Origin of the sequence: Aquirufa echingensis (genome assembly GCF_042714525.1) — a bacterium.
GTDB classification, from domain to species: Bacteria; Bacteroidota; Bacteroidia; order Cytophagales; family Spirosomataceae; genus Aquirufa; species Aquirufa echingensis.
Map to the genome: position 1 here is coordinate 329,381 of NZ_JBBKYA010000002.1, position 25,112 is coordinate 354,492.

Sequence of the window (25,112 nt, forward strand, 5' to 3'; positions counted from 1 at the left end):
TTCATCAAAAACCTTTAATCGGATGAAATAAAAATTCGAACAGATTTTTTTATGTAAATTCGAATTCCAAAATATTCGCATGCTCAAACAATTACACATACAGAACTATGCCCTCATTGACTCCGTCAATTTGAGCCTTTCTGATGGCTTGAGCGTCATTACCGGAGAAACCGGCGCCGGAAAATCCATCCTATTAGGCGCCATTGCCTTGCTGATGGGTGCCCGTGCCGACGGGAAATCGCTGTACGATCCCGAAAAAAAATGCATCATCGAAGGGACATTTGCTTTGTCAAACTACCCACATATACGCCAACTATTCGAAACGGAGGGTTTGGACTTCGAAGATCCTTGCATCATTCGTCGGGAAATCAATCCTCAAGGAAAATCACGCACCTTCGTAAATGACAGCCCGGTGACCTTGGATTCCTTGCGGAAAATCGGCCAGGAATTAATCGATGTGCATTCACAGCAAGATACGTGGTGGATGGCGCACCCCGACTTTAGCCTCGAAATAGTTGACAGTTTTGCCCAAAACCAATCGCTTAAAAATTCCTATACACTCACATTTCAAGCGTTTATTCAAGCCCAAGAGCACGTTGATAATTTAGTCAAACAAGCTGCTTCCGGCATACAGGGACTTGATTTTATGCAATTCCAATTTCAAGAACTAGACACGGCCCAATTACGCATTGATGAATATGAGGGTTTAGAGGTTGCCGTTGAAAAAGGTGAAAATGCGGAACAAATCCATGAAAAACTAGCTGGATTGGCCAATCTGTTGAGTTTGGATGAAATATCCATGGGCCAACAAATGCGTATGGCACTTCAACATACGCAGGCATTGAGTAAATGGGATCCAACCTATGAGGATTGGAAGGCTCGTTTAGATAGCATCTGGATCGAACTCAAAGATCTAAGTAATGAGGTTGAACGCGAAGCGGAGGATTTCCAATCCGACCCAGCGAGCTTACAACGTCAACAGCAGCGTTTGGATCTACTCAATCGACTTTTGCAAAAATATCAAGTTACTGATATTGCCTCACTAATCGAATTGCGCAATCAATTGGATGACCAAATTGCGAGCTTTGCCAATATGGATGAATCGATCGCAAAGGCAAAAGAAAGTTTAGCAAATGCACAAGCACAGGCTGAAAAAGCGGCAGCGCAATTGAGTAAAAGCAGGAATGAAGTATTAGAAAATATCGTAAGCCAACTAAGGGATTCGCTGTCATCCCTTGGCATTCCTAATGCAACGCTGGCATGGGAAAATACGCAACGCGAGATGCGAGCGAATGGAATCGACAAAATTCAATTGTTGTTTTCAGCCAACAAAGGATTGAGCCCTAAGCCATTTAAGCAGGTCGCTTCTGGAGGTGAATTAAGCCGTTTGATGCTTTCCATTAAACATTTATTAGCCCAGAAACGAGCATTGCCAACCTTAATTTTAGATGAGATCGACACAGGTGTTTCGGGGGAAATTGCCATTAAAATAGGTCAGATGTTGACCCAAATGAGTCAAGGACACCAGCTCATTGCGATCACGCATTTACCTCAAATTGCCGCAGCGGGCAGCTCGCATTGGTATGTTTACAAAGATCATGCGGGGGAGAAGACGGTTTCAAGCCTGCGAGAATTGAAAGGGGAAGAGCGTGTGGATGAGATTGCCAAGATGATTGGTGGCCAACAAGGCTATGTCGAACTGAAAGATAATGTCAGAAAATTAATCCAAGCAAATCATGTTGAATAAGCTAATCATATTTGGAATCTTATTTAGTCTTGTTTCCTGTTCACAGGCTGAAGAAAAAATAAGTGAGGAATTGCAGGGAAAAGTATTGGGCTTACATGACGAATTGATGCCCAAGACAGAGGAAATTGTTTCGTTACAGGCACAATTGGATAGCCTTTCAACGGGCAAGGATTCCGTCCATGTCAATAAGCTGAAACGCGCATTAGCAAAATCCGATCAAGCCATGATGGATTGGATGCATCAATTTTCGATGGATAGCTTGAGTAAGATGGATGTTAAATCTAAAGTCGAATACTTAGGCAAGCAATACACACAATTAAAGGATTTACAAAAACTCACTGATTCTACCTTACATGCAGCTAAAGCCTATCGCCCTTAGTATTTTATTGGCCTTAAGCTTGTTCATAGCAAGTTGCCAAGAAAAGAAAACGTTACCTTTTTTAGGCCCCAAAGACACACATCTTGTTGGTGGAAAAGTGGATACAATCTTTCATCAAATTCCACCGTTCCGGTTTTTGAATCAAGATTCAACTTGGGTTAGCGAAAAGGATATGGCAGGTAAAATTTACATAGCCGATTTCTTTTTTACGTCCTGCCCAACCATTTGCCCAAAAATGAAAACGCAGCTTTTGCGTATTTATGAACGTTATGCCGCAAATGATCATATTCGCATCCTGTCTCATAGCATTGACCCAGCTTTTGATACACCTAGTGTCTTGAAACAATACGCTGAACGATTACAAGTTAAGGCTCCCCGTTGGAATATGTTGACAGGCGATAAAGCAGCTATTTATAAGTTGGGTGAAAAATCATACATGGTAACTGCCCAAGAAGACAAAAATGAAGCAGGAGGTTTTGTGCATAGTGGAGCCTTTATTTTGGTAGACAAAAACCGACATGTTCGCGGTATTTATGACGGCACACAAGAAACAGAAGTCAATCATTTGATTGAAGACATTGAAATCCTTTTACAAGAAAAATAATGAAGCATATTCTATTTATCAGCCTAGTTGCATTGTTCGCATCTTGCCAAAGCAAAGAGGAAATCATGTACCAACAATACGTTGTGGAGGGAAGGTCAATCTATGAAAAAAACTGCGCGAATTGTCACCAAAGCGATGGAAGCGGATTGCGCGATTTATATCCGGCATTAGCCAAAACGGATCTTTGGAAAAGAGTAAATGCACAACAACTCGTTTGCATCATCAAGCAAGGACAAAAGGGCGAAATCAAAGTAAACGGAAAGTCGTATTCAGGTTATATGCCTGCGAACACAAAATTAGAAGCGATCGATATGGCTGAACTTGTTACGTTTATGAAAGACAGCTGGGGAGACAAAAAAATCTATTCTTTTGATGAGGCACGAGCGGCCTTGAAAAATTGCCCTTAATTCGCAGGCAATTCATCCACCGTTAAAATCGAATTACTAACTCGACGTAGCGAATATGTCGAAAAATCCTGTGCTGCATCAAATCCCACACCATGGACGATGTCGGTACGAGTTTTAATCGACACAGGTTTTGTCGTAAAGATCCGTTTTTCATCGGGCAACCAAGTAAACTCATCCGTTTTCATGACCTCCCCTTTCAGCACATTGTTGATGACTACGTGCCCCATCAATTTATATGAATTATCTGTGCGGAAGAAATGCGCGGAATCCCCACGAATTTGAGAGCTTACATTTCCTAATTTATCATAAAACCAGAGTTTCATTTCTTTGGGATAGATTCGATCTTCAGTGGGGGATGTTATTTGTTGGTCCGTAATCATGTGCACCACCGTCCTTCCGGAATCAGAATAAACCATATCAATGCCCAAGAGCTCTGATTTAGGACCGCGATAGACGCGTTTATCCTCAGCTTGTTCTTTTTGACAAGACCAAATCAATAGAGAAATCACTACCAATAGCAGGAATCTCAAACGACTAAGCATGGGATTAATCAATTTTGACTTTACGGAACCAAATATCACCTAAGGTTAAACCAATCACCAAACGTTGATATTGTTCTTCCAACATATTATCAGCAAGTGAACCGCGTTTACCTAATTGGTAAGAAACGTTGATATAATTCAAGAAATTACGCAAAGGCAAGGCAACGCCAAAGGAAACGCTTTGGTCTTTTGCATACTTCCCGTTCCCAACAAAATCATAAGGAGTTGTTGTTTGAGACACCCCTACTCGATAGGTAACACGCTTGAAGAAATTCGAAATCGATTCAAAATCGGGTGTATATTCAGCACCGATTGAAATTTGTTGGCTTACAGGCAAAGTCGTACTTCGACCTAAATTGTTGTCAACTTTCGACCAATCAGTCCGTACATAATCCACGCCCACCATCCAGTGTGCTAAGCGTTCAACACTAAAACCAATTCGGCTTGAAACGGGTAATTGCTGGGTAAAGGATTGTGCTTTCGCCAGTGTATCCGAGTTGATCACATTTAATCCACCTAGATCATACGTAACAAAACGTTTTAAAACTTTAGAATTCAAAGTAGGACTTAAGTCCATCGTAGCACCTAAGTTTAAAACCACATCATCCTTGAGAACCTTACGCCAAGCGGCCCCAGCCTTGAAAGTAATGTCGTTGTATTGGGATTGATTTTCTAATTGAATCTTATAATACTGACCGTCAGACAGGTTTTGAGTTCCTACATTGCGGTTAACTACGCCGAACAAAAAGCCCATTTCTAGACCTACATAAAGTTCTTTTCCGATACGAACACCATTCGAAATGCTGAGCTTACTAACTCCACCATCACCTTTGTAGGTGTATAATAAACTATCTACGCCTAACACATTTAGTCGGCGATATGAACGTGTTTCGTAATTCACTGATGAATAAGGACGAACGCCAAAAGACATCGTCCAGCGGTTTGGAATGACAGGAACGGTAAGATTCACCGACTGGTAATTGCCCCCTAAAACTTGTTGGCGCTGGCGGTAATCTTGCATGTCTTTCAATTCGACATTAACACCTGCTTCGAACATGGTGTAATGGTTACGAACTAATAATGCAGGGTTGATTTGGTTGGAATAAATACCATTGGAATTGGAAACGCCGATTCCTCCCATCATGGAATTCGAAGGCGTTTCAGGCGTATATAATTCACCCATTCCGATGTAAGAAAGCGGGGAATTGACAATAGTTTGTGCGTTTGTACTCGGTAAGCATGTGGCAATTAATATGAGCATAAGCCCTAAAGATGCCAAAACCTTATTATTTAATTGAGTCAATTGATTGTAAATCATGCGGTTAAAATTCCTCCCTTTTATATCTTTCAAGTCTGCAAAGGTCGTAATTTTTTTCATAATCGAGTAAGATATTAGCTATATTTGAAATCATAATTTGAGAATCCCGCATGGAGCGCTTAAGCAATTGGTATTTTTTAGAAAACTCAGCGATTGATTTCATCCTATTCGTTGCAATTATATTAGTAGGTTTAATCTTACGTCGTTTTTTTTCAAATACGTTTTCCAAAATCGTCTTGCGCTTTTTCCCGCATTCGTCCATCAGCATTCAAGATTGTGTGCATTTGTTACGCAAGCCTTTTGAATTGTTGATTTTTTGGATCTTCCTTTATTTAGCGGCACAAAACTTACACATTCCGGACACCTGGCATTGGGTATCCATCGAAAATTTTGGGATTCGATTCTTGATTTCCAAAGCGTTTGAAACCGCATTAATCTTAACGATTACTTGGATTATTATCCGCTTAATGAAAGTGGGGATACTCGTTGCCCAAGTCAAATGGCAAGGTATCGAGCAAAAATCCAAGCAGCAATTCATTCCATTTTTAAACGACCTTTCACTCGTTTTTATTATTGCGGGTGCGGGCTTTGTTTTATTGGGCCGTGTTTTTGAGGTGGATGTGGTGGCTTTAATCACGGGATTGGGACTTGGGGGATTGGCTTTGGCATTAGCTGCCCGGGAAACACTTGAAAATTTATTCGCCTCATTTACGATATTTTTAGACCTTCCATTTGTAGTGGGCGACAGTATTCAGGTAGGTGCCATATCAGGCGATATTGAGAAAATTGGTTTTCGTAGCACCCGATTACGAGGAAATGATGGAAATCTCATCGTTATTCCCAATCGATTGCTGACATCGCAATCTTTGGAAAACCTGACTGAGCGAGATTATCGCAGAGCCAAATTCAACATTACTTGTGACTTAAAAACGACTCCAGCGCAAATCAATGCTGCTATTGAATCGATCACAGCAGGCATCTTGCACGAAAACTTATGTAAGAAAAAAGAACCCAAGGTTGTCTTTGAGGGCTTTGGACCTTATTCGCTAGACATTTCTGTGATATTTTTTGTGGAGACAAAGGATTTGTCGGTGTACCAACAAACCAAGCAGCGAATCAACATGCGCATTTTAGAGATACTCGAACAAGAAAAAATTACTTTAGCGAGTAGTGTGAGCGCATGAAAAACCTACAAAAAGGCTTGATTTGGGCGGCATGTAGCTTCGTCATTTTAGCCCATTTCTACAGACTTTCTACCTATTTAATCAACTTTCCGAATTGGGGGGATGATTTCATGTATTTTCGATATGTTGTCGACTTACCCTTATTATCATGGACGGACATCTGGCATCGAAGCTTTGAATTCCATGGAAACATTCATCGCATACCTTTGTCTAGAATTATTTCTGCTGCTTACTTCTATGTCGGTCATGAATTTAATTTTAAGACATTAACGATTTTAGCAAATGGCTTTATGGTCATTTTGATTTATCCTTTGTATCAATTTATCAAAAAATCTCAACTGGGATACTGGCAATTAATTCCAATAATTGGCCTACTCTTTGCTCCAAATGGAAATTTGGACAACTATGCATTGATCGGCGTTTTAACGCATACAGCATCCATGGCATTCTTATTAGTTGTTTGTTATTGGATTTCACAAGCTCAAACTAGAAATCTAGGGATCTGGATTTCTTTAGCCTATCCACTCGTAATTACGGATGGATTAACATTTTTACTGCTAGTATTACTGCTACTCATCTATCAAAAAGACAGCAAATTTTGGATTTACGGGATTTTTACGGGAATCATATTTACCTTATATTTCCAAGGATACCAATCGGCACACGCATCTGGTATTTCATTCAATCAACTTTTTTTTATTCTCCAAGGAGCTATCATTTTCATAGGGGGAGCAGTTCGGCATCATTACTGGACTAGCCTTTTGTTTGGTTCACTTATGTTGATTCAAACTCTTATCCTCTTATATAAGTACCATGTAAGCAAAGACGGTCATTATCTTTTCATCTCACTAGCAGCTTTTCAAATCATGGCTGTGGGAGCATTGATTACGATTGGAAGAGGGGATGCTGATGCCGGCGATATTGGGGTTTTATTTGCTGAGCGCTTTTTAATCTATGGAACCGTATTCATTGTTTTAATCTATTTGGGCCTATTACAGCTAGGTCAACAATACTTTTCCAAACAAACCGCCTATTTAGCTGTCCCTGCACTTCTATGGATCGTTGTATCTTGGAATGCCGCAATACCTAAGCTTGAAAATTTACATCAAAGATTGATTGTCGATGCGAGCAATGCACTCGTTTTCAACCTGAATACGATGTATGAGTTCAAAGACCGAGAAGTTAATTCGTTAAAACATGCTGGTGCATATCAATTTCCAAACAATCTTTTAAAAATTCAATCAACAGATAAATTGTCAGAAAATGTAGTCTTGACCGCTATGCCAAATTTCGAAAAAGGAATAAAAGAGTTTGAAGTAAATGGGGAGGGTACGCTACTTGTGACTCAAAATAACAAAGCATTTTGCTTTTTGCATATTAACTCGTTGAGCCATAGCGTGAAAATGAAAGAAGATCTTCCGATAAACATCGAAAAATCTTCTTTTTCACTCATTCGCTAAAAATTTTCTAGCCAATTAATTCTTTTAGATCCGCATCATGGATCATTTTTCGCGCATCGGCCATCAAAAGGAAACGCGTGTAAATCTTATCTAATTCCGGTTTCTCAAAATCAAATCCTAATAGACTTAAGCGGTGGCGTAAAGCTGCACGACCTGAACGAGATGTCAAGACGATAGCAGATGAAGGCACACCTACATCTTCCGGATTCATGATTTCATAATTTTGCGCATGCTTCAAGAATCCGTCTTGGTGAATTCCAGAAGAGTGTGCAAAAGCATTTGCTCCTACAACTGCCTTATTAGCCTGCACGGGCATTCCCATTAAATTCGAAACAAGGCAACTTGTTGGGTATAGATACTTTGGATTAATTCCTGTCGAATAACCTAAATCCTTGTGTACATTTAAAATCATAGCAACCTCTTCCAAGGAAGTATTACCCGCACGCTCACCGATACCATTGATGGTAACCTCCACTTGACGAGCTCCTGCCTGAATACCTGCAATGGTATTTGCTGTCGCTAAGCCTAAATCATTGTGATTGTGCATGGAAATCGTAGCCTGATGTATGTTATCAACATGCTCGTATAAATACGAAATGCGATCATACATTTGATTAGGCAATAAGTAACCCGTTGTATCTGGCAAGTTCACAACCGTGGCACCTGCTTTAATCACTTCGGATGTTAATTTAGCTAAGAAGGGTAAATCTGCCCGACCGGCATCTTCTGCAAAGAATTCGACATCCTCCACGAAAGATTTAGCATATTTAACAGCCCAAACGCCTCGTTCAATAATTTCCTCCCGTGTAGAGTTGAATTTATGTTTAATGTGAACATCCGATGCACCGATTCCCGTATGAATACGTGGGTGACGTGCAGGCTTTAAAGCTTCTACAGCCGCATCGATATCTTCTTTTTTAGCACGCGTCAGTGCACAAACCGTCGGTTCTTTAACAGCTTCTGCAATCGCTTTAACAGATGCAAAATCACCTGGAGATGAGATAGGGAAACCCGCTTCGATGATATCGACGCCCAACTTCTCGAGCTCTAATGCTACTTCAACTTTTTCCTCGCGGTTTAATTGACAGCCGGGAACTTGTTCCCCATCACGTAACGTAGTATCAAAGATTTGAATGCGGTTGCTCATATTGTTTTGTTTGCTAAATCGATTACAAAACTAGCTTTAATTATAGTATGAAGCAATATTTTGCAAGCAATTACCTAATCGAAATTAGACTAAAAAACTACAACCAATTGATAGTAACAGATAAATAATATTAATAATCTATAAAATTTCAATATACAAGATAAATAATCCTTTCTATTTCAAAACGAAAGTTTAATATTTTTCTTAAAATAATCAAGATTTTGCCCAATTGGCAATTTCCGGAAAACGTTTCGTATCAAAATTGCCCCCTGAAATAACACACACAACCGTTTTACCTTGAATTTCAGCACGAATTTGTTCGAGCGCGGCGACCGAAAGCGCGCCTGCAGGTTCCACAATCATGCCATAATACTGATACAAATCAAGCATTGTTTGGCAGAGAATATTTTTTTCCACGACGAGCATTCGATCCAAGGATTCCTCACAAATCTCAAAAGTCTTCGCTCCTACTCGCTTCACCGATGCGCCGTCCACAAAAGAATCAATGGATTCTAAGGTGACCACCTGATGGGCTGCGAGACTCTCCGACATCGATGGTGCTAGTGCGGGCTCCACACCGATTAATTTAGTTTGAGGAGAAAGAGCCTTCAAAACCAAACCCGAACCTGCGGCGAGACCGCCTCCACCGATAGCTACAAGCATAAAATCGGCTGGATGAGGAAGTTGATCAACCATTTCTAAAGCAACCGTCGCTTGCCCTGCAATGATATCGTAATCATCAAAAGGGGGAATAAATATGGCCTGATTTAGTTGGCAAAATGTCTGCGCAGCCGCGAAAGCTTCATCATAAGTATTCCCAATTAATTTAATTCTCACTTGCTCCTTGCCATGAAATCGAACCGCTTCCACTTTTTGCAAAGGTGTCGTTTTAGGCATGAAAATATAGGCTTGAATTCCGAGCAAAGCACAAGATAGCGCGACTCCTTGCGCATGATTTCCGGCCGAAGCAGCCACTACTCCACGGGAACGAAGGTCCACAGGAATATTGGCGATTTTATGATATGCGCCACGAATTTTATACGACCGAACCCCTTGAAGGTCCTCTCGTTTCAAGAAAATCTTGGCACCAAAGCTTTCAGACAATCGAGGAGCATACATCAATGGAGATTTCAGGACGACGTCCTGAATCTGATGTGCGGCTTGTTTGATTTGATGAAGGCTTGGAACGTCTGTTAATTTGTTGAATTCCATGCCCTACAAATGTACAAAAAAGTGAATGGGAGGCAATAAAAAAGTCGCCCAGGTTAGACCCAGGCGACTCAATCAAAACTAAAAAAAATTAGTTGTTTTCAGGACGTAAGCTACGTACAGCAGCTCCCGCTCTCCACATTTCTGAATCACGCATTTCTTGCAATTCAGCTTCTAATTTCACACGGTAATCCGGTTGTGAGTTCAAATCAATTGAACGAGCCGCCTCCGCTTGTGTTTTTACTGAGTTATATAATTTCTCGAATACTGGTTTCGAAGCATCACGGAATGGCTTCCACCAATCCAAAGCACCACGTTGCGCTGTTGTAGAGCAGTTGGCATACATCCAATCCATTCCATTCTCAGCAACTAATGGCATCAATGACTGCGTCAATTCTTCTACCGTTTCGTTGAATGCTTCTGAAGGTGAGTGGCCATTCTCACGCAATACTTCGTATTGTGCTGCGAAGATACCTTGGATAGCACCCATCAAAGTTCCACGCTCACCTGTTAAGTCAGATGTAACTTCTTTGTAGAAATCTGTTTCGAACAAATATCCTGAACCTACACCGATTGCCATTGCAATACATTTCTCACGTGCTTTTCCAGTTGCATCTTGGTAGATAGCAAATGAAGAGTTCAAGCCTTTTCCAGCTACGAACAAACGACGTAATGAAGTACCTGAACCTTTTGGAGCAGCTAAGAATACATCCACATCTGCTGGAGGAACGATTCCTGTCTTCTCTTTGTATGTAATTCCGAATCCGTGAGAGAAATACAATGATTTCCCTGGAGTCAAATATTTCTTAACTGTTGGCCACAATTCGATTTGTGCCGCATCCGACAACAAATAGCAAATGATTGTTCCTTTTTCTAAAGCTTCTTCGATTTCGAACAAAGTAACACCTGGAACCCAGCCATCAGCTACTGCCTTATCATACGTTTTACCTTTACGTTGACCTACAATCACATTCAGACCATTGTCTTTCATGTTCAATGCTTGGCCTGGACCTTGCACGCCGTAACCAATTACTGCGATCGTTTGATCTGCCAATACTTGTCTAGCTTTCTCTAATGGAAACTCTTCTCTTGTTACTACGTCCTCTACAACTCCTCCGAAATTAATCTTTGCCATGTTTTGTTGTTGTTTAATTTATTTGCTTACGTTTATATTATACGATTTCCCAATTACCCTCGGGAAGAAATTCAACCAAACCTTTTTCGGTTTTACCTACGGCAATCCGACCGGATTTGATGTACTCTAAAATTTCCCACTTTTTCAAGTAGTTATAAAATTCTCCTAATTCTTCTTCGGTTCCATTTTTCTCAACCACAACATACTCCAAACCCCAATGAACCACTTTTGCATTCCAATCTAAATTGATCGTTTTCACGTCAATCGGCTCGCCACCAAGGGGGGTTGCCAACTTAAACAAGGCCACTTCATTGAAAATAATTTCATCATCCAAATAGCCATATACCGCTAAAACGTCCGTCACCTTACGGATTTGACGCACTAACTTTTCCACGACATCCCTATTTTCGCTACGAATCACAATCGTGAAGCGCGAAACGCCACGACGCTCCGTTTCCGAAACCGTCAAACTCTCAATATTCAAGCGACGACGCGTGAAGATGATTGTGATTCGATTTAACAAACCGACCGTATTGGTAGTAAATACCGAAAGTGTATAATTTATCAACATATTACTCGAGCCTTACGTTGGTTACAGTACTGCCCGCAGGCACCATCGGGAATACATTCCCTTCTTTTTCACAAACAATTTCCAATAAATAAGGGGTCTCTGAATTCAATAAGGTATCCAAAGACTCACTCAATAAATTACGATCAGATACCGTATGGCCTGGAATTCCAAAACCTTTGGCAATCGTAATAAAATCTGGATTTTCTAATTCAACAAATGAATAACGACGCGCATGGAATAGCTCTTGCCACTGGCGAACCATACCTAAGAAGTTATTATTCAAAATGATAATCTTAACAGGAAGTTTACTTTGGGCAATGGTTCCTAATTCCTGTAAAGTCATTTGGAATCCACCATCACCAATCACCGCCACAACTTCACGTTCTGGCACGGCAACTTTCGCACCGAATGCCGCTGGCAAGGCAAAGCCCATGGTTCCTGCGCCACCTGAAGTGACAATCGAATTTCTTTTCTTAAATCGATAATAACGGTTCGTCACCATCTGATGTTGGCCTACATCCGTCACCACAACCGCTTCTCCTTTGGTTTTGTCGGACATCATCGCAATCGCCTCACCCATTTTAATTTGATCTCCTTCATGGAAAACATCTTTCAGGGTAATTTTCTCATGCTCTTCTTTGAAGTAATAATCAAACTCCGCACGCCATTCCAAGTGCTCAGCTGGCTTAATTAAAGGCAACAAAGCTTGTAAAGCTGCTTTGGCATCACCCACAACAGGGGCATCCGCTTTTACGTTTTTATCTACTTCCGCAGGATCAATCTCTATATGAACTACTTTCGCTTGCTTTGCATAAGTCGCTAAATCTCCCGTAATACGGTCATCAAAACGCATTCCAATCGCAATCAATACGTCACAAGAATTCGTCAATACATTGGCACCGTAATTTCCGTGCATGCCTGGCCAGCCTACATACATAGGATGATCAGCATCCATCGCCGACATGCCCAAAAGGGTCGTTGCGACTGGGATACCCGCCTTATCAACTAAGGCATTTAGTTCCGCCTCCGCGCCGGCAATTAACACACCGTGACCCGCTAAAATATACGGTTTCTTGGCTGCATTAATCAATTTGGCAGCGGCCTCCACGTGTTCTTGTTTCGGCTCCACGCGTGGTTTGTACGAAATAATCGATGTACATGGTTTATATTCAAACGGTTCAGTCATTAATTCCGACTGTGCCGTACGCGTAATATCAATTAATACAGGACCTGGTCGGCCAGATTCCGCAATGTAAAATGCTTTTGCAATGATTTCAGGAATCTCATTCGGATCCATCACCTGGTAATTCCATTTGGTTACCGGCATGGAAATACCAATCAAATCACATTCTTGAAAAGCATCCGTTCCTAATAAATTTCCTTTTACTTGGCCTACGATACATACCAAAGGTGTTGAATCCAACATCGCATCGGCAATCGGCGTAATTAAATTGGTTGCACCCGGACCTGAAGTCACCATGCAAACACCCGCCTTATTGAGCATACGAGCATAGCCTTGGGCAGCATGTCCTGCACCTTGTTCATGGCGCACCAAAATATGCTTTAAACGATCTTGATAATCATATAAAGCATCGTAGGTAGGCATAATAGCCCCACCTGGGTATCCGAAAATAGTTGTAACCCCTTGCGCGACCAGCGACTCCATAATAGCCTGTGCCCCGGTCAAGAATTTCTTCTGCTCGGGTTGTTTTGAATCAGCGGGTTGGGTTTGGGTTTGTCCCATGGTCTTTTACTATTTTGTCTCAATTCTAAAACGAATAGCTAATTTAAGCCTTCATGCTTTAGAAAAAAATTGAATTGTTGATTTTTTACAAATCTGTTACACAACCTTGGCTGGCTGAGGCAACATTCTTAATATACTTACGCAAAACTCCTGATGTATGCGGAGAAACACGTGGTTTCCAAGCTTTCCGGCGTTCTGCTAATTCTTCATCGGATACATGCAAGATAATTTTGTTATCAACCGCATCGATAGTAATCTTGTCACCATCTTTTACCAAACCGATATTTCCACCTTCTTGTGCTTCCGGCGTAACGTGGCCTACCACAAATCCATGGGTACCACCAGAGAAACGACCATCTGTGATCATTGCTACTGAATTACCTAATCCAGCTCCCATCAAAGCAGAAGTTGGCTTCAACATTTCTGGCATTCCTGGCCCCCCTTTCGGGCCTTCGTTACGAATAACGACAACATGACCCGCTTTAATTTCTCCTTTTGACAAGAATTCCATCACCTCTTCCTCGCGTTCACAAACTTTGGCAATTCCCTCAAAACGCTCACCCTCTTTTCCTGTAATCTTAGCTACTGCTCCTTCTGTGGCCAAATTGCCATACAAAATTTGCAAGTGGCCCGTTGGCTTCATCGGATTCGAAATCGGGTACACAATTTTTTGTGTCTCAAAATTCAAATCCGGCGCATCAGCTAAATTCTCAGCCATCGTCTTTCCAGTCACCGTCATGCAATCACCATGCAAGAAGCCTTCCTGTAAAAGGTATTTCAAAATGGCTGGCATTCCTCCAATCGCCAACACATCTTCCATGTAGTATTTTCCAGACGGTTTCAAATCTGCCAACAAAGGCGTACGATCTGAAATCGCTTGAATATCATTCAGTGTAAATTCAACACCAGCAGAATGCGCAATCGCTAAATAATGCAAAACAGCATTTGTACTTCCGCCTAAGGCCATCACGACAGTCATCGCATTTTCGAATGATTTGCGCGTCATGATGTCACGTGGGCAAATGTTTTTCTCCAATAACACCTTCATCGCTGCACCAATTGCCAAACACTCGGCTTTTTTTCCTTCGTGCGTCGCTGGATACGTAGATGAATTTGGCAAAACCAAACCCATAGCCTCCATGGAAGAAGCCATCGTATTCGCTGTGTACATACCGCCACAAGCCCCAGGACCTGGAATCGAATTACGAATTACACCTTCGTAATCTTCGTCGGAAATGTTTCCTGCATATTTCTTTCCTAAAGCTTCAAAAGCAGAAACGATGTCTAATTTTTCTCCTTTATAAGAACCGGAACGAATGGTTCCGCCGTAAACCAACATACCTGGTCGGTTCACACGTGCCAAAGCCATCATAGCTCCAGGCATATTTTTGTCACAACCTACAACAGCAATCACGCCATCATACCATTGCGCACCCACAACATTTTCAATGGAATCTGCGATAATATCACGTGAAGGCAGGGAATAACTCATTCCATCGTTCCCGTTTGTCATACCATCCGAAACGCCAATGGTGTGAAAAATCAAGCCCACCATGCCATTCTCTTGAATCCCTTTCTTCACATGAACAGATAAACCATTCAGGTGCATATTACACGGATTACCCTCATAACCTGTACTTGCGATACCGATTTGAGCTTTGTTCATATCCTCTGGAGTCAATCCAATGCCATAAAGCATCGCTTTCGCCGCCGGATTTGTCACTTCTTGTGTAAGTGTTCTTGAGAATTTATTTAATGACATACGAGTAAATTTTTACAAACAACAAATATACGCAATCCTATTTGTTCAAGCCAAAGGATTGCCAAACAATATATGGCCAATCAAGGAATTACAAAATAAATTATTTGTTTTCCCCTACTTGCTGACGCCACATGGCATAGTATAAACCTTTGTCGGCCAGCAAACTATCATGATTCCCCGATTCGACCACCTTACCTTTTTCCAACACATAAATACGTGTTGCATGCATGATGGTAGATAAACGGTGCGCAATCAAGATAGTCAAATGTTCTGATGCTTGCGAAACCGCTCGAATTGTCTCCGAAATCTCTTCTTCCGTTAAGGAATCCAAGGCAGAAGTCGCTTCGTCGAAAACAAGCAAATTGGGATCGCGCAAAAGAGCACGTGCAATACTCAAACGTTGCTTTTCGCCACCCGATACTTTTACCCCTCCTTCACCAATTAATGAATCTAAGCCCTTGTCGGCACGGGCTAATAAACTTTGGCATGCTGCTTTTTCCAACACCTCCATGCATTGCGCATCAGTCGCATTGGGATTGACGAACAATAAATTTTCACGAATAGAGCCTGAAAACAATTGTGTATCCTGGGTTACAAAGCCAATTTTCTTGCGCAATTGATCAAAATCAATCGCATCGCCCGCTTCGCCATTGTAGAAGACCTGTCCTTTTTTAGGTCGGTAAAGGCCTACCAACAATTTCACTAAGGTCGATTTACCTGCACCCGAAGGTCCCACAAAAGCAATCGTCTCTCCACCTTTGACTTGGAAAGAGATATCAGATAATGCTTCTTGGGTCGCGGATTGATGTTGGAAGGACACATGATCAAATGTCAAATCCTGAATGTGTGTAATTGCCTTTGGATTTTCCGGCTTCTTCTCACCAGGAATCGACAAGATGGTTTCAAAATTCTGAAGCGACACCTCAGCTTCGCGGAAGGTATTTACCACATTCCCAATTTCCTGTAAAGGATTGAATAGGAAGAACGAATAGATGTTCAACGAATAAAATTGACCGATGGTGATTTGGCCCTTGTATATTAAATAAATCAAGACAACCACCATGAGCATGCGAAGCAAGTTAACACATGTTCCTTGCACAAAAGCCATGGAGCGCACGTAACGTACTTTTTTCAGCTCCAACTTAAGAATTTTCTCTGTGGTTGCATTCAAATGGGCAATTTCTTGCTCGGCCAAACCAAGTGATTTCACCAATTCGATATTGCGCAAAGATTCAGTTGTAGAACCCGCTAAACCAGTCGATTCCTTAACAATTTCAATTTGAATGACTTTGATTTTCTTACTTAATACAGAAGAAACCCAGGCAATCAAAGGACCTGTCACGAGGAACAAGGGCATCACCATCCAGTGAACAGAAAAGGCATAAACGGAGATAAACACCAAGGCGATAACCGATTGAAAAAGGATGTTGATACCTAAGGTGATCAATTTCTCAACGTCGATACGTACCTTTTGCAATTTCCCTAAAGTTTCACCGGAACGTTGGTCTTCAAAAGTTTCGTAAGGCAATTCCAAGGAATGTCGGATTCCATCTGAATACAGATTCGCACCTACCTTTTGGGTTACGGTATTGATCATGTAATCTTGGAAGTTTTTCGCCACCCGACTCACGAAGGCAACGCCCACGGAAGCTAAGGCTAAAGGCCAAATCGCATCCACGAATTGGGACATCGTATGCGTTTCTGCGTGATAGACGGCCGCTACATCATCAATGATTTTCCGGAAGATGTAGGGATCCATCAAAGAGAAAATCTGATTGGTAGCTGCAAGACCTAAAGCAGCGAAAACGCGCCAGCGGTATTGAGAGAGGTATTTTAGTAATAGTTTCATGATGTAAAATCCCCAGGCTAAAGCCTGGGGTTATAAGTTATTTAAGCCTAGAATACAGTCTAGGAAAACCAAAGAATCATACTTCATAAAAACCGCAGACTTCAGTCTGGGGAAACCCAAGTGGGCGCGTTTATTCAAACCGTCCCAAAGCCATTTCTGCCACCGTTTTGCCTATCGACAAGGACGAAGTAGCCGCAGGACTTGGTGCATTTAATATATTGATCACTTTTTCGTCTTGCACGATGGAGAAATCATCGAGCAAACCGCCATTGCGATCACAAGCTTGAGCACGAACACCTGCACCTCCTTCAACTAAATCGTCGATTTGAATTTCTGGAATTAGCCCTTGAAGTGCTTTGGTAAACGCTTCTTTGGAGAAGCTTCTGTACATTTCTCCGAGGCCAGTTTCCCAATATTTAGCAGCTACTTTTTGGAAGCCAGGCCACGTTAGGGTATCCCAAAGTTCTTTGGCATTGATCCCTAATTTCTTGTATCCTTCTTTTTTAAAGGCCAAAACGGCATTCGGTCCAGCCTCTACCCCACCACGCATCATGCGGGTAAAATGAACGCCCAAGAATGGAAAATTCGGATCAGGTACCGGGTAAATCAAGTTCTTCACCAAGTACTCTTTATCTTTTCTCAATTTGAAATATTCGCCACGAAACGGCACAATGCGAACATCCAAAGGTTCTTTTTGTGTCCATTGAGCCACTTGATCCGAATACAAACCGGCGCAATTGATGATCAATTTTGCCTCGTAAACAGCCTTATCCGTTTCCACGATGGAATAGCTAAGCCCTTTGGTAATATCTGTTACTTTTTCTCCTAGGTGTAGTTCGCAACCTTTCGCTTGAATGCCTTGCGCTAATTTGGCAGCTACCGCACGGTAATCTACGATTCCTGTTTGAGGCACCCACATCCCCTCAACTCCGATGACATGCGGTTCATGCTCGCGCATTTCTTCTAGACTTAACTTTTTCAAGCCATCCAATCCATTTTGTTGGCCTCTTTGAAACAAATTCTCCAATTGAACTCGTTGGTCTTGCGTGCTAGCCACAACAATTTTCCCGGTCAATTCGAAAGGAATTTCTTCTTTTTGGCAATAATCGATTAATTGATGATAACCTTCTATACAATTTTTGGCCTTCAAAGAACCCGGTTTGTAATATAAACCCGAGTGGATAACGCCGGAATTATTTCCAGTTTGATGCATGGAAACCATTGGCTCTTTTTCGAAAAGGGCGATTTTCAATGCGGGATTTGATTCCAATAAGCGGTGTGCTGTCGCGAGGCCCACGATGCCTCCGCCGACGATAATTACATCTAATGCCATAAAGTGGATGAGTGAAATAACTAAGCCTCAAAGATACGAAATCGAGGCGGGGAATTATCAATTAATTATCAGGTACTTGATGAATTTTCGAAATAGCTTGGGTGATTTTTTTGTAGCTTTGTGCTCCCTCTTTTCTAGCTTCGCCAAACCTTCAAGGATTGGCGAAGTTGAGGGGATAAGCACAAAAGCCTTGAATCCACAGATTGAACAATTGTATCGCATGGCGCAAAAGCCATCCCGAATTATTTTGGGATTGATGTCGGGGACCTCCCTCGACGGCTTAGACATGGCTTTATGTCGTTTCAGCGGACAAGGCTTACAGACTCAATGCGAGGTATTGCATTTTGACTCGGTTCCGTTCGAAGAAGATTTCAAAGTGTCCATTCGAGCAGTATTTGCGAAGGAAAACATTCATTTCCCTAGTTTATGCACCTTGAACGCGCAAATCGCGCGGACACATGCAAACATTATTTTGCAAACATTGCAACGCTGGGGAATTCAGCCCTCGGATGTAGATGCTTTGGCCTCACATGGCCAAACCGTGATGCACCGACCGGACCGCTCGGGCCATTTCCCGCATTCAACTTTGCAAATTGGGGATGGGGATCATTTGGCGCATTTGACAGGAATTATAACACTTTCCGATTTTCGCCAAAAACATATTGCGGCGGGAGGCGAAGGAGCTCCTTTGGCAATGTTTGGGGATTATTTTTTATTTACCAAAGCCGGAGAAGATCGGATTTTATTGAACATGGGTGGCATTGGAAACTTCACCTATTTGCCAGCCAATCAAGACTCCAAAGGCATATTAGTAACAGATACAGGTCCAGGAAACACCCTAATTGATGCATGGGTGCGGGCACATTATCCGGGAAAAAGTTTTGATGAAGATGCGCAGATAGCACGATCGGGAAAAGTAAATACGGAATTCTTAAGAGCATTGATGGATTTATCTTTTTTCAAAGAAGCCTTTCCAAAGAGTACGGGGCCAGAATATTTTAATTTAGCACAAGTGAAATCATTGGCGCCGGCAGGTATTTCTTCGGAAGACGTTATGGCGACATTAACTCGGTTTACGGCAGAAAGCATTGCATTGGCCATTCAAACCTATACGAAAATTACGACTGGCAGCATATTTGCAAGTGGTGGTGGGGCAAGAAATCCCTTAATCATGGAACATTTGCGCGCATTATTACCCGGTTTTATTGTACAAGATTCCGCGGCTTTGGGAATTGAATCCGCGGCCAAAGAGGCGGTTTTATTTGCTTTGTTGGCCAATGAAACCTTGCTAGATCCGGGTGTTGCTCGCGACCGACGTTTGGGGGATTCGCCTTGGATGACGATGGGGAAGATTAGTTTACCCAATTGAGTTAAGAGTTAAGAGTTAAGAGTGAAGAGTGAAGTGGTAAAATTATCCTCCGGACTTAGGACTAGCGACTAGTGACTGACGACTGTTTAATAAATTATCCTCAGGACTATAGACTTCGGACTAAAGACTAGCGACTGTTTTCTGACCACTGACAACTGACTACTGACAACTGATATATGAAATACAAATTACAAGATTACATCCTTTTTGAAAACGAGGACTTCATCGTCATCAACAAACCCTCAGGCATTGCGACCTTGGATGAGCGGAAGGATGATTATGCACCGAGTATCCTGCGCATGGCGAAAGTCTATTCAGAAGATGCTCAGGTGGGACACCGCTTGGATAAGGAAACAACAGGCGCTTTGGTCATTGCGAAAAACCCGGAAGCTTACCGACATATTTCCATGCAATTTGAGCATCGTGAAACGGCGAAACGTTATCATGCCGTGGTGGAAGGCATGCATGACTGGGATGGCATGTTGGTAAATTTACCCATCCTCCCACTCAAAGACGGGAAAGTAATTATCGCAAGATCTAACGGCAAGCACGCGGAAACTTGGTTTCGAAGTTTGAAAGTATACAAAGGATACACCTTGGTTGAATGCATGCCCATCACGGGACGTATGCACCAAATCCGAATTCACCTAACTTGTTTACATGCGCCCATCGTGGCGGATGAAATGTATGGAGGGAAAGATGTTTATCTATCGGATTTAAAACGAAATTTTCATTTGAAAAAAGATACGGAAGAACGCCCATTGATGCGTCGCGTGGCCTTGCATGCACATAGTTTGAGCTTCAATTTAATGGATGGGAGCCCGATCACGGTGGAGGCGCCCTATCCAAAAGATTTCAATGTCTTGGTAAGACAATTGGAGAAGTATTCGTAAATTTGCAACCCTGGCTCCGTAGTTCAATGGATAGAATGTAGGTTTCCGGTACCTAAGATGCAGGTTCGATTCCTGCCGGGGCTACAAAATGACCTCAGGTCAACAAAAAAGGACATTTCGCAATGAGATGTCCTTTTGTATTTTAGGTAAAAAGGGAACTTGTGTAGCAGATTTGTGTAGCAAGTGTGAATTATAATTCAAAGCTGTCCTCGAAAACCTTGATTGCCTTATCAGCGAATTTCTGCGGGAATTGCTTCAAATACCCTTGTGTTTGTTGAACCGTTGCATGACCAAGGGCAAAAGAAATCTCCTCAATTGATGCACCACTCTCTAACATGTGGTAAGCAAATGAATGACGACTAACATGACTTGAAAGTTCCTTGATACCCAAATCTCTTCCGATTCTTCGCAATTTTGAGTTATATCGGGAACGACCTCTTGTAAGTAGTTTTATTTGGTCACGGTTCAACCTTTTCTTGTCAAAAATCTTCAAATCCTTAAAATCCTCATATGGGAGATAGTCAAAGACATGTCCCGGTTCTTTCTCCCCCATGATTTCACACATTGAGTAGGCAACCATTGACTCCATTCTACGGATTAAACCATCGATAATCACAACCTCCTCGCTATAATCATCAAACTTGTTTCTTTTAAGATGGTTGTTAAGGTTGACAACGTCCAATACCGTCAAGGAACCGAAATCCTTCTCGGTATGGATATTAAGTAATGTTTCCAATTCTCTAACGCTTAGATTTAACTGACCAATTGGATTTAATTCCAAGGCTCGTTGAAATTCCATTGAATAAAAGTAAGACAGTAGTTTCGCAGATTTGAAGGAGAAAGGAACAGATAACAAATCATCGTTCTTTTGAATAATCAACTCAAGTCTTCCATCTACGAAGTGTTTAAAGTTCATTAGCAGAATATCAGATACACGAAGACCTGAGGTAAAAAATTGAAATAGGAACTGATACTTCCCTTCCATTGTCTTGATTCTCTTTTTACCATCCATCTCCTGATAGTTGATAATCTTATCTATTTCATCCTTCTTCAACATGCGAGACTTTATCTTCTCCAGGTTCTTTTTTGGTACTTGGATAATGTAATGGTCCGTCTTTATCGTCTCAAGGTGCGGATGATGTTGATTAAACTTCCTGACAAGAGTTTGGATTACCACAATGTAGTTGAACCTCGTGTTGTTTTTCTTTGTAGCGGTTGGGTCCTTAATTCGATTGGTTTGCTTTGCAATGAATATTGCATACTCATAGATAAAGTCAAACCGACGCAAAATTTCAATTGGAAGTCTATCTAAGTTGTAGCGGTCCTTGATGAAGAGAACCATAGAATTGACGATGGTGGTGTACTTATTTTGGGTTGCAATAGAATCGTAATCCTTGACCAATATCTCCCTGCAGAACTCAATAAAACATATCTCTTTCTCAGCAACAAACGTAGGTGTTTGGTAGTCAAATTTCTTCTGCGTTTTGGTCTTTTGACTGAATTGGTTTTTTAACATTTGAATCCTACTGTTGATTAGAATGTAATCCACATCTTCGTTCACCTTTACTTTTTCATTGTTTCCATCCCAAAGTTTAACCGGTATTTTATAACCAATTGACTTTCTTGATATAGGAGTTCTATCATCGAATATACTTTCAATGATAGTTCCTGTGTTCTTGTCTTTTTGAGACTTTCTTAATGAAAAAAACTGGTACATGACTCTTACTTAATTATTTTAAATCCTTCACCTATGAACTCCTCGATGAACACTTTACTTCCTTTAACTTGAACGAAGCTGTACTTCAACCTTATGTAGGCAAAGTATCGTTTTACCCCATCTACAATCAGGTTATTTTGATTAACTTCAATTGGTTCTAATACTTCTCCATTTTCAATTTTTTGACAGAAAAAAAGAATGTCATTTAGCTTGCAGTGGTATCCTTTTTTAACGTGTAACTCTTTAATAGAAATTCTTGTAGTACCTTGATTGTAACCATGGTTTGAGTTGAGACCACCTGATTGGATGACCTCCTTCAAATCCACTAAAACTTCATTATTTGTTTTCACTTTATGTCCTTTAATTGGAGGCAATATTTAATACAAAAAGGACATTCAATGCAATGATAAGCCTTTTCTGTATTTTCAACTGCATTGGCTTTTACCAGCTTTTCTTAATTAAAACTCAATAAATAACTATTACATTCCAAGTCCCTTTAATTTCATATTGGTACTTCAAATTGTCATTTAACATTTTTGTGATGTACCATTTTGGGAGATTTTTTGATAACATAGTACAAAGGGTGATTTCTGTATTCAAGTACCATCCTATCATATAATTTCATTTGTTTCTCCCAATCTTCATCACTAAAGAATCGACCTCGTTTCTCCAAAAATCCTCTATTTGTTTCTAAAAAGATTTTTAACTTAAAATCAAATCCTCTCTTCTCAAGTTGTTCTTTGACTAATCGTTTGTCTTTGTTAAAATTTTGTGATTTCATATACTATTTTTTGAAACTTTAATGAGAGATTAAACACCTGTAAATCCCAATTTTTCTCTTTTATCTGCCGTTAATAATTAGTCCACGGAGACATCATACCACATATCAAAAGTCAAATCATTAATAGATTCATGTGCTTTCACTTGAGGCTCAGGAATAAGTTCATCAAATCTTACACCCAAAAGAGACTCCAATTCATCAATTCTCTCAGAGGGGTCAGAAGATTCAAACTCAAAATCATCCGATACATCAACTTGTGTGTAACAAAAAATGGAAAATGAGCACACAGCGGTAACTTTTTTCATAATTTAAAATTTAAATTGTTTAGCGGAGTTTGAAATTTATACACTCCAAGGTTGGCACTATCTTTATGCGGCAATCGATAATTCGATTTTCGCTTGTTCTCTTTCTTCAAGACGCTTTGTAAGACGTTTATTACAAAAATCAATTGACTCATGGTCAACGTCCCAGCCGAACCCATTTCTACCATTTAAAATTGCCGATTCCAGTCCCGAACCACTGCCTACGAATAAATCCCCTACATTTTCACCCGGATTACTATACCCAAGGATGAATTTCTCATAAATGTTAACAGATGTTGGGGCCTGGTGATAAAATTCATCTTCCACATCCGCGTATTCTGACTTTTGAAATACAGACTCAATAAAGACATTAGTAATTGATGACTCAGGAGAAGCCATTGAATAACCTTTACCTCCCGTAGTTCTTGAAGAACCAGGAATCACTTTGAATTCTCCGATTGAAGAGGGTCTTGTAACGTCATTGAATAGCGTTTCATTTGCAGGTTTTAAACCTGCTACGATGATGGTTTCTTTTGAATTCAGAAATCTTGCCACGTGAGGTGTAGCCTTTTGATTTGTCTTCACAAATGTGTTTACATCATGGATATACCACCCATCCTCAGCAAGTGCAGTTTCTAATTTGGTACAAACACCTTGATAACCATCTCTGTAAGTCTCACCAATGATAATCACAATCACTCCATTTGGAAGCAACTTTCTTTTAGCTCCTTGATAAAACTTAACCTCGTTCTTAATGTAATCAGCCAAGGTTTCTTCCTGACCATGGATAAAATAATCAGGTTGATTTCTGTATTCACGAAGCTGAAAATATGGTGGTGATTGGATGAACATTCTCATACTTCCATCAGGGATATTTGATAGGTCAAATGACGAAGTGTTGAACAAATGAAAGCTGACGTCATTTACTTTTCCTTCATAGTCTCTACGTTTTCTCTCCTCGATTTTAGATTCTTTCTTAATCTTATCTTCAAGTAAATCATGTGCTTTTGAGATGGTAAATAGTCCATTTTCCAATCCAGCCATTATTCCTACCTTATTCCCTGGATTCTCATCTTCAAACCATTTGATTTCCATTAACTTTCTTAATGTTGATGCACAAATTGAAAGGTCTAGCAAGTGGCAAACCAACTCCCATCTCCCTTTACCAATAAGTCCATAATGTTCATCCTTGTCGATAAAATCAAAACCCATTAAATCTCTTTTCTTACCTTGAGATTTCCCGATAAGTCCTAACATATGCTCTCCATAATGCATCATCTCACTGTATGACATTTTGGTTCGCTGATTACTGGTTAATCTGATTTTTACCACATCCTCATCAGGAATGTTAATGTGCAGACATTGCAAAGTTTTCAATCCTAAGGATTTCGCAACTTCCAATCTGACGATTCCGTCTGTAACATAAAAGGTATCTCCAACAAGATTACCAAGTAGTGGTGTAAACTGACCCAATCGATTCATGGTGTATTCGATGTGGTCCTTCTTTTTTGGTTTCACAAATTGCTCAAGCAAAGGGTGAATTTTGATATTATCGACTTCGATAACTTCAACATTAATTACATTTTTCATGCGTTAAAATTTAATTGTTAATAAATCTGATTAAAAGTTGGTAAAATATTTTGTCAACCATATTTGGGT

23 protein-coding genes and 1 tRNA gene are annotated in these 25,112 nt (G+C 40.8%); 9 read left to right on the plus strand and 15 right to left on the minus strand.

Annotated features, from left to right (window positions below):
* The first annotated feature begins 79 nt into the window (after positions 1 to 79).
* Genes recN through SKC38_RS04085 form a run of 4 tightly spaced genes read left to right on the plus strand, consistent with a single transcriptional unit; the run spans position 80 to position 3,137 of the window.
* The gene (gene recN, locus SKC38_RS04070) at positions 80 to 1,747 is read left to right on the plus strand and encodes a DNA repair protein RecN (RefSeq protein WP_377975331.1); all 1,668 of its coding nucleotides are present in this window, start codon (positions 80 to 82) and stop codon (positions 1,745 to 1,747) included.
* Positions 1,737 to 2,126: a hypothetical protein gene (locus SKC38_RS04075; RefSeq protein ID WP_377975333.1), complete on the plus strand. Its 390-nt coding sequence runs from the start codon at positions 1,737 to 1,739 to the stop codon at positions 2,124 to 2,126. The genes recN and SKC38_RS04075 overlap by 11 nt, the downstream gene beginning before the upstream one ends.
* The gene (locus tag SKC38_RS04080) at positions 2,101 to 2,730 is read left to right on the plus strand and encodes an SCO family protein (protein WP_377975335.1); all 630 of its coding nucleotides are present in this window, start codon (positions 2,101 to 2,103) and stop codon (positions 2,728 to 2,730) included. Before SKC38_RS04075 ends, SKC38_RS04080 begins: the two co-directional genes overlap by 26 nt.
* On the plus strand, positions 2,730 to 3,137 hold the full coding sequence (locus tag SKC38_RS04085; RefSeq protein ID WP_377975336.1) for a c-type cytochrome: 408 nt from the start codon (positions 2,730 to 2,732) through the stop codon (positions 3,135 to 3,137). The genes SKC38_RS04080 and SKC38_RS04085 overlap by 1 nt, the downstream gene beginning before the upstream one ends.
* Here SKC38_RS04085 and lptC read toward each other — a convergent pair.
* Together lptC and SKC38_RS04095 are read right to left on the minus strand one after the other, a co-directional pair.
* Positions 3,134 to 3,667 (minus strand): LPS export ABC transporter periplasmic protein LptC, encoded by a 534-nt coding sequence (gene lptC, locus SKC38_RS04090; protein WP_377975338.1) that lies wholly within the window; start codon positions 3,665 to 3,667, stop codon positions 3,134 to 3,136. The genes SKC38_RS04085 and lptC overlap by 4 nt on opposite strands.
* Before the next feature lie 16 nt (positions 3,668 to 3,683).
* Positions 3,684 to 5,057 carry a hypothetical protein gene (locus SKC38_RS04095; RefSeq protein ID WP_377975340.1) on the minus strand — a complete coding sequence of 458 codons (1,374 nt, stop codon included), beginning with the start codon at positions 5,055 to 5,057 and terminating at the stop codon, positions 3,684 to 3,686.
* Positions 5,058 to 5,107: 50 nt separating this feature from the next.
* Between SKC38_RS04095 and SKC38_RS04100 the strand changes: the two genes are divergently transcribed.
* Together SKC38_RS04100 and SKC38_RS04105 are read left to right on the plus strand one after the other, a co-directional pair.
* Positions 5,108 to 6,181, plus strand: a complete 1,074-nt coding sequence (locus SKC38_RS04100) for a mechanosensitive ion channel family protein (protein WP_377975342.1) — start codon at positions 5,108 to 5,110, stop codon at positions 6,179 to 6,181.
* The gene (locus SKC38_RS04105) at positions 6,178 to 7,641 is read left to right on the plus strand and encodes a hypothetical protein (protein WP_377975343.1); all 1,464 of its coding nucleotides are present in this window, start codon (positions 6,178 to 6,180) and stop codon (positions 7,639 to 7,641) included. The genes SKC38_RS04100 and SKC38_RS04105 overlap by 4 nt, the downstream gene beginning before the upstream one ends.
* Before the next feature lie 7 nt (positions 7,642 to 7,648).
* On the opposite strand, the gene SKC38_RS04110 is transcribed toward SKC38_RS04105, so the two are convergent.
* From SKC38_RS04110 to lhgO, 8 genes are all read right to left on the minus strand, one after another.
* Entirely contained in the window at positions 7,649 to 8,788 is a 1,140-nt protein-coding gene (locus SKC38_RS04110; RefSeq protein ID WP_377975345.1) for a 2-isopropylmalate synthase, read from the minus strand.
* Between the two features lie 213 nt (positions 8,789 to 9,001).
* Entirely contained in the window at positions 9,002 to 10,000 is a 999-nt protein-coding gene (gene ilvA, locus SKC38_RS04115) for a threonine ammonia-lyase IlvA (RefSeq protein ID WP_377975347.1), read from the minus strand.
* 88 nt (positions 10,001 to 10,088) lie between these two features.
* The gene (gene ilvC / locus SKC38_RS04120) at positions 10,089 to 11,132 is read right to left on the minus strand and encodes a ketol-acid reductoisomerase (protein WP_377975349.1); all 1,044 of its coding nucleotides are present in this window, start codon (positions 11,130 to 11,132) and stop codon (positions 10,089 to 10,091) included.
* A 37-nt stretch (positions 11,133 to 11,169) separates the two neighbouring features.
* Positions 11,170 to 11,700 (minus strand): acetolactate synthase small subunit, encoded by a 531-nt coding sequence (gene ilvN, locus SKC38_RS04125; protein ID WP_377975737.1) that lies wholly within the window; start codon positions 11,698 to 11,700, stop codon positions 11,170 to 11,172.
* A gap of 4 nt (positions 11,701 to 11,704) precedes the next feature.
* Positions 11,705 to 13,447 carry a biosynthetic-type acetolactate synthase large subunit gene (gene ilvB, locus SKC38_RS04130; protein WP_377975351.1) on the minus strand — a complete coding sequence of 581 codons (1,743 nt, stop codon included), beginning with the start codon at positions 13,445 to 13,447 and terminating at the stop codon, positions 11,705 to 11,707.
* A gap of 85 nt (positions 13,448 to 13,532) precedes the next feature.
* Positions 13,533 to 15,209 (minus strand): dihydroxy-acid dehydratase, encoded by a 1,677-nt coding sequence (ilvD, locus tag SKC38_RS04135; protein ID WP_377975353.1) that lies wholly within the window; start codon positions 15,207 to 15,209, stop codon positions 13,533 to 13,535.
* 100 nt (positions 15,210 to 15,309) lie between these two features.
* Positions 15,310 to 17,058 carry an ABC transporter ATP-binding protein gene (locus SKC38_RS04140; protein WP_377975355.1) on the minus strand — a complete coding sequence of 583 codons (1,749 nt, stop codon included), beginning with the start codon at positions 17,056 to 17,058 and terminating at the stop codon, positions 15,310 to 15,312.
* 130 nt (positions 17,059 to 17,188) lie between these two features.
* Positions 17,189 to 18,391, minus strand: coding sequence for an L-2-hydroxyglutarate oxidase (gene lhgO, locus SKC38_RS04145; protein ID WP_377975357.1), 1,203 nt, complete (start codon positions 18,389 to 18,391; stop codon positions 17,189 to 17,191).
* A gap of 79 nt (positions 18,392 to 18,470) precedes the next feature.
* On the opposite strand from lhgO, the gene SKC38_RS04150 reads away from it, so the two are divergent.
* The 3 genes from SKC38_RS04150 to SKC38_RS04160 all read left to right on the plus strand — a co-directional run bounded on the left by SKC38_RS04150 (position 18,471) and on the right by SKC38_RS04160 (position 20,737).
* Complete coding sequence (locus SKC38_RS04150) at positions 18,471 to 19,760, plus strand: anhydro-N-acetylmuramic acid kinase (RefSeq protein WP_377975359.1); 1,290 nt, start codon at positions 18,471 to 18,473, stop codon at positions 19,758 to 19,760.
* A 176-nt stretch (positions 19,761 to 19,936) separates the two neighbouring features.
* A complete protein-coding gene (locus SKC38_RS04155) occupies positions 19,937 to 20,653 on the plus strand; it encodes an RluA family pseudouridine synthase (RefSeq protein WP_377975361.1) in 717 nt (238 codons plus the stop codon).
* Between the two features lie 12 nt (positions 20,654 to 20,665).
* Positions 20,666 to 20,737, plus strand: a tRNA-Arg gene (locus tag SKC38_RS04160).
* A gap of 106 nt (positions 20,738 to 20,843) precedes the next feature.
* Here SKC38_RS04160 and SKC38_RS04165 read toward each other — a convergent pair.
* The 5 genes from SKC38_RS04165 to SKC38_RS04185 form a co-directional block, all read right to left on the minus strand.
* Positions 20,844 to 22,370 (minus strand): tyrosine-type recombinase/integrase, encoded by a 1,527-nt coding sequence (locus SKC38_RS04165; RefSeq protein WP_377975362.1) that lies wholly within the window; start codon positions 22,368 to 22,370, stop codon positions 20,844 to 20,846.
* Positions 22,371 to 22,375: 5 nt separating this feature from the next.
* Positions 22,376 to 22,744, minus strand: coding sequence for a hypothetical protein (locus SKC38_RS04170; RefSeq protein ID WP_377975364.1), 369 nt, complete (start codon positions 22,742 to 22,744; stop codon positions 22,376 to 22,378).
* Positions 22,745 to 22,893: 149 nt separating this feature from the next.
* Positions 22,894 to 23,151 carry a hypothetical protein gene (locus SKC38_RS04175; protein ID WP_223143239.1) on the minus strand — a complete coding sequence of 86 codons (258 nt, stop codon included), beginning with the start codon at positions 23,149 to 23,151 and terminating at the stop codon, positions 22,894 to 22,896.
* Between the two features lie 77 nt (positions 23,152 to 23,228).
* Entirely contained in the window at positions 23,229 to 23,456 is a 228-nt protein-coding gene (locus tag SKC38_RS04180) for a hypothetical protein (RefSeq protein WP_223143238.1), read from the minus strand.
* Between the two features lie 63 nt (positions 23,457 to 23,519).
* Positions 23,520 to 25,043: a DNA methyltransferase gene (locus SKC38_RS04185; protein WP_223143237.1), complete on the minus strand. Its 1,524-nt coding sequence runs from the start codon at positions 25,041 to 25,043 to the stop codon at positions 23,520 to 23,522.
* Between the last annotated feature and the right edge of the window lie 69 nt (positions 25,044 to 25,112).

Coding starts and splice junctions, on each gene's coding strand:
- recN (WP_377975331.1), top strand. CDS start 80: ATGCTCAAACAATTACACATACAGAACTATGCCCTCATTGACTCCGTC.
- SKC38_RS04075 (WP_377975333.1), top strand. CDS start 1,737: ATGTTGAATAAGCTAATCATATTTGGAATCTTATTTAGTCTTGTTTCC.
- SKC38_RS04080 (WP_377975335.1), top strand. CDS start 2,101: ATGCAGCTAAAGCCTATCGCCCTTAGTATTTTATTGGCCTTAAGCTTG.
- SKC38_RS04085 (WP_377975336.1), top strand. CDS start 2,730: ATGAAGCATATTCTATTTATCAGCCTAGTTGCATTGTTCGCATCTTGC.
- SKC38_RS04095 (WP_377975340.1), bottom strand. CDS start 5,057: ATGAAAAAAATTACGACCTTTGCAGACTTGAAAGATATAAAAGGGAGG.
- SKC38_RS04100 (WP_377975342.1), top strand. CDS start 5,108: ATGGAGCGCTTAAGCAATTGGTATTTTTTAGAAAACTCAGCGATTGAT.
- SKC38_RS04105 (WP_377975343.1), top strand. CDS start 6,178: ATGAAAAACCTACAAAAAGGCTTGATTTGGGCGGCATGTAGCTTCGTC.
- SKC38_RS04110 (WP_377975345.1), bottom strand. CDS start 8,788: ATGAGCAACCGCATTCAAATCTTTGATACTACGTTACGTGATGGGGAA.
- ilvA (WP_377975347.1), bottom strand. CDS start 10,000: ATGGAATTCAACAAATTAACAGACGTTCCAAGCCTTCATCAAATCAAA.
- ilvC (WP_377975349.1), bottom strand. CDS start 11,132: ATGGCAAAGATTAATTTCGGAGGAGTTGTAGAGGACGTAGTAACAAGA.
- ilvB (WP_377975351.1), bottom strand. CDS start 13,447: ATGGGACAAACCCAAACCCAACCCGCTGATTCAAAACAACCCGAGCAG.
- ilvD (WP_377975353.1), bottom strand. CDS start 15,209: ATGTCATTAAATAAATTCTCAAGAACACTTACACAAGAAGTGACAAAT.
- SKC38_RS04140 (WP_377975355.1), bottom strand. CDS start 17,058: ATGAAACTATTACTAAAATACCTCTCTCAATACCGCTGGCGCGTTTTC.
- lhgO (WP_377975357.1), bottom strand. CDS start 18,391: ATGGCATTAGATGTAATTATCGTCGGCGGAGGCATCGTGGGCCTCGCG.
- SKC38_RS04150 (WP_377975359.1), top strand. CDS start 18,471: ATGAATTTTCGAAATAGCTTGGGTGATTTTTTTGTAGCTTTGTGCTCC.
- SKC38_RS04155 (WP_377975361.1), top strand. CDS start 19,937: ATGAAATACAAATTACAAGATTACATCCTTTTTGAAAACGAGGACTTC.
- SKC38_RS04165 (WP_377975362.1), bottom strand. CDS start 22,370: ATGTACCAGTTTTTTTCATTAAGAAAGTCTCAAAAAGACAAGAACACA.
- SKC38_RS04175 (WP_223143239.1), bottom strand. CDS start 23,151: ATGAAATCACAAAATTTTAACAAAGACAAACGATTAGTCAAAGAACAA.
- SKC38_RS04180 (WP_223143238.1), bottom strand. CDS start 23,456: ATGAAAAAAGTTACCGCTGTGTGCTCATTTTCCATTTTTTGTTACACA.
- SKC38_RS04185 (WP_223143237.1), bottom strand. CDS start 25,043: ATGAAAAATGTAATTAATGTTGAAGTTATCGAAGTCGATAATATCAAA.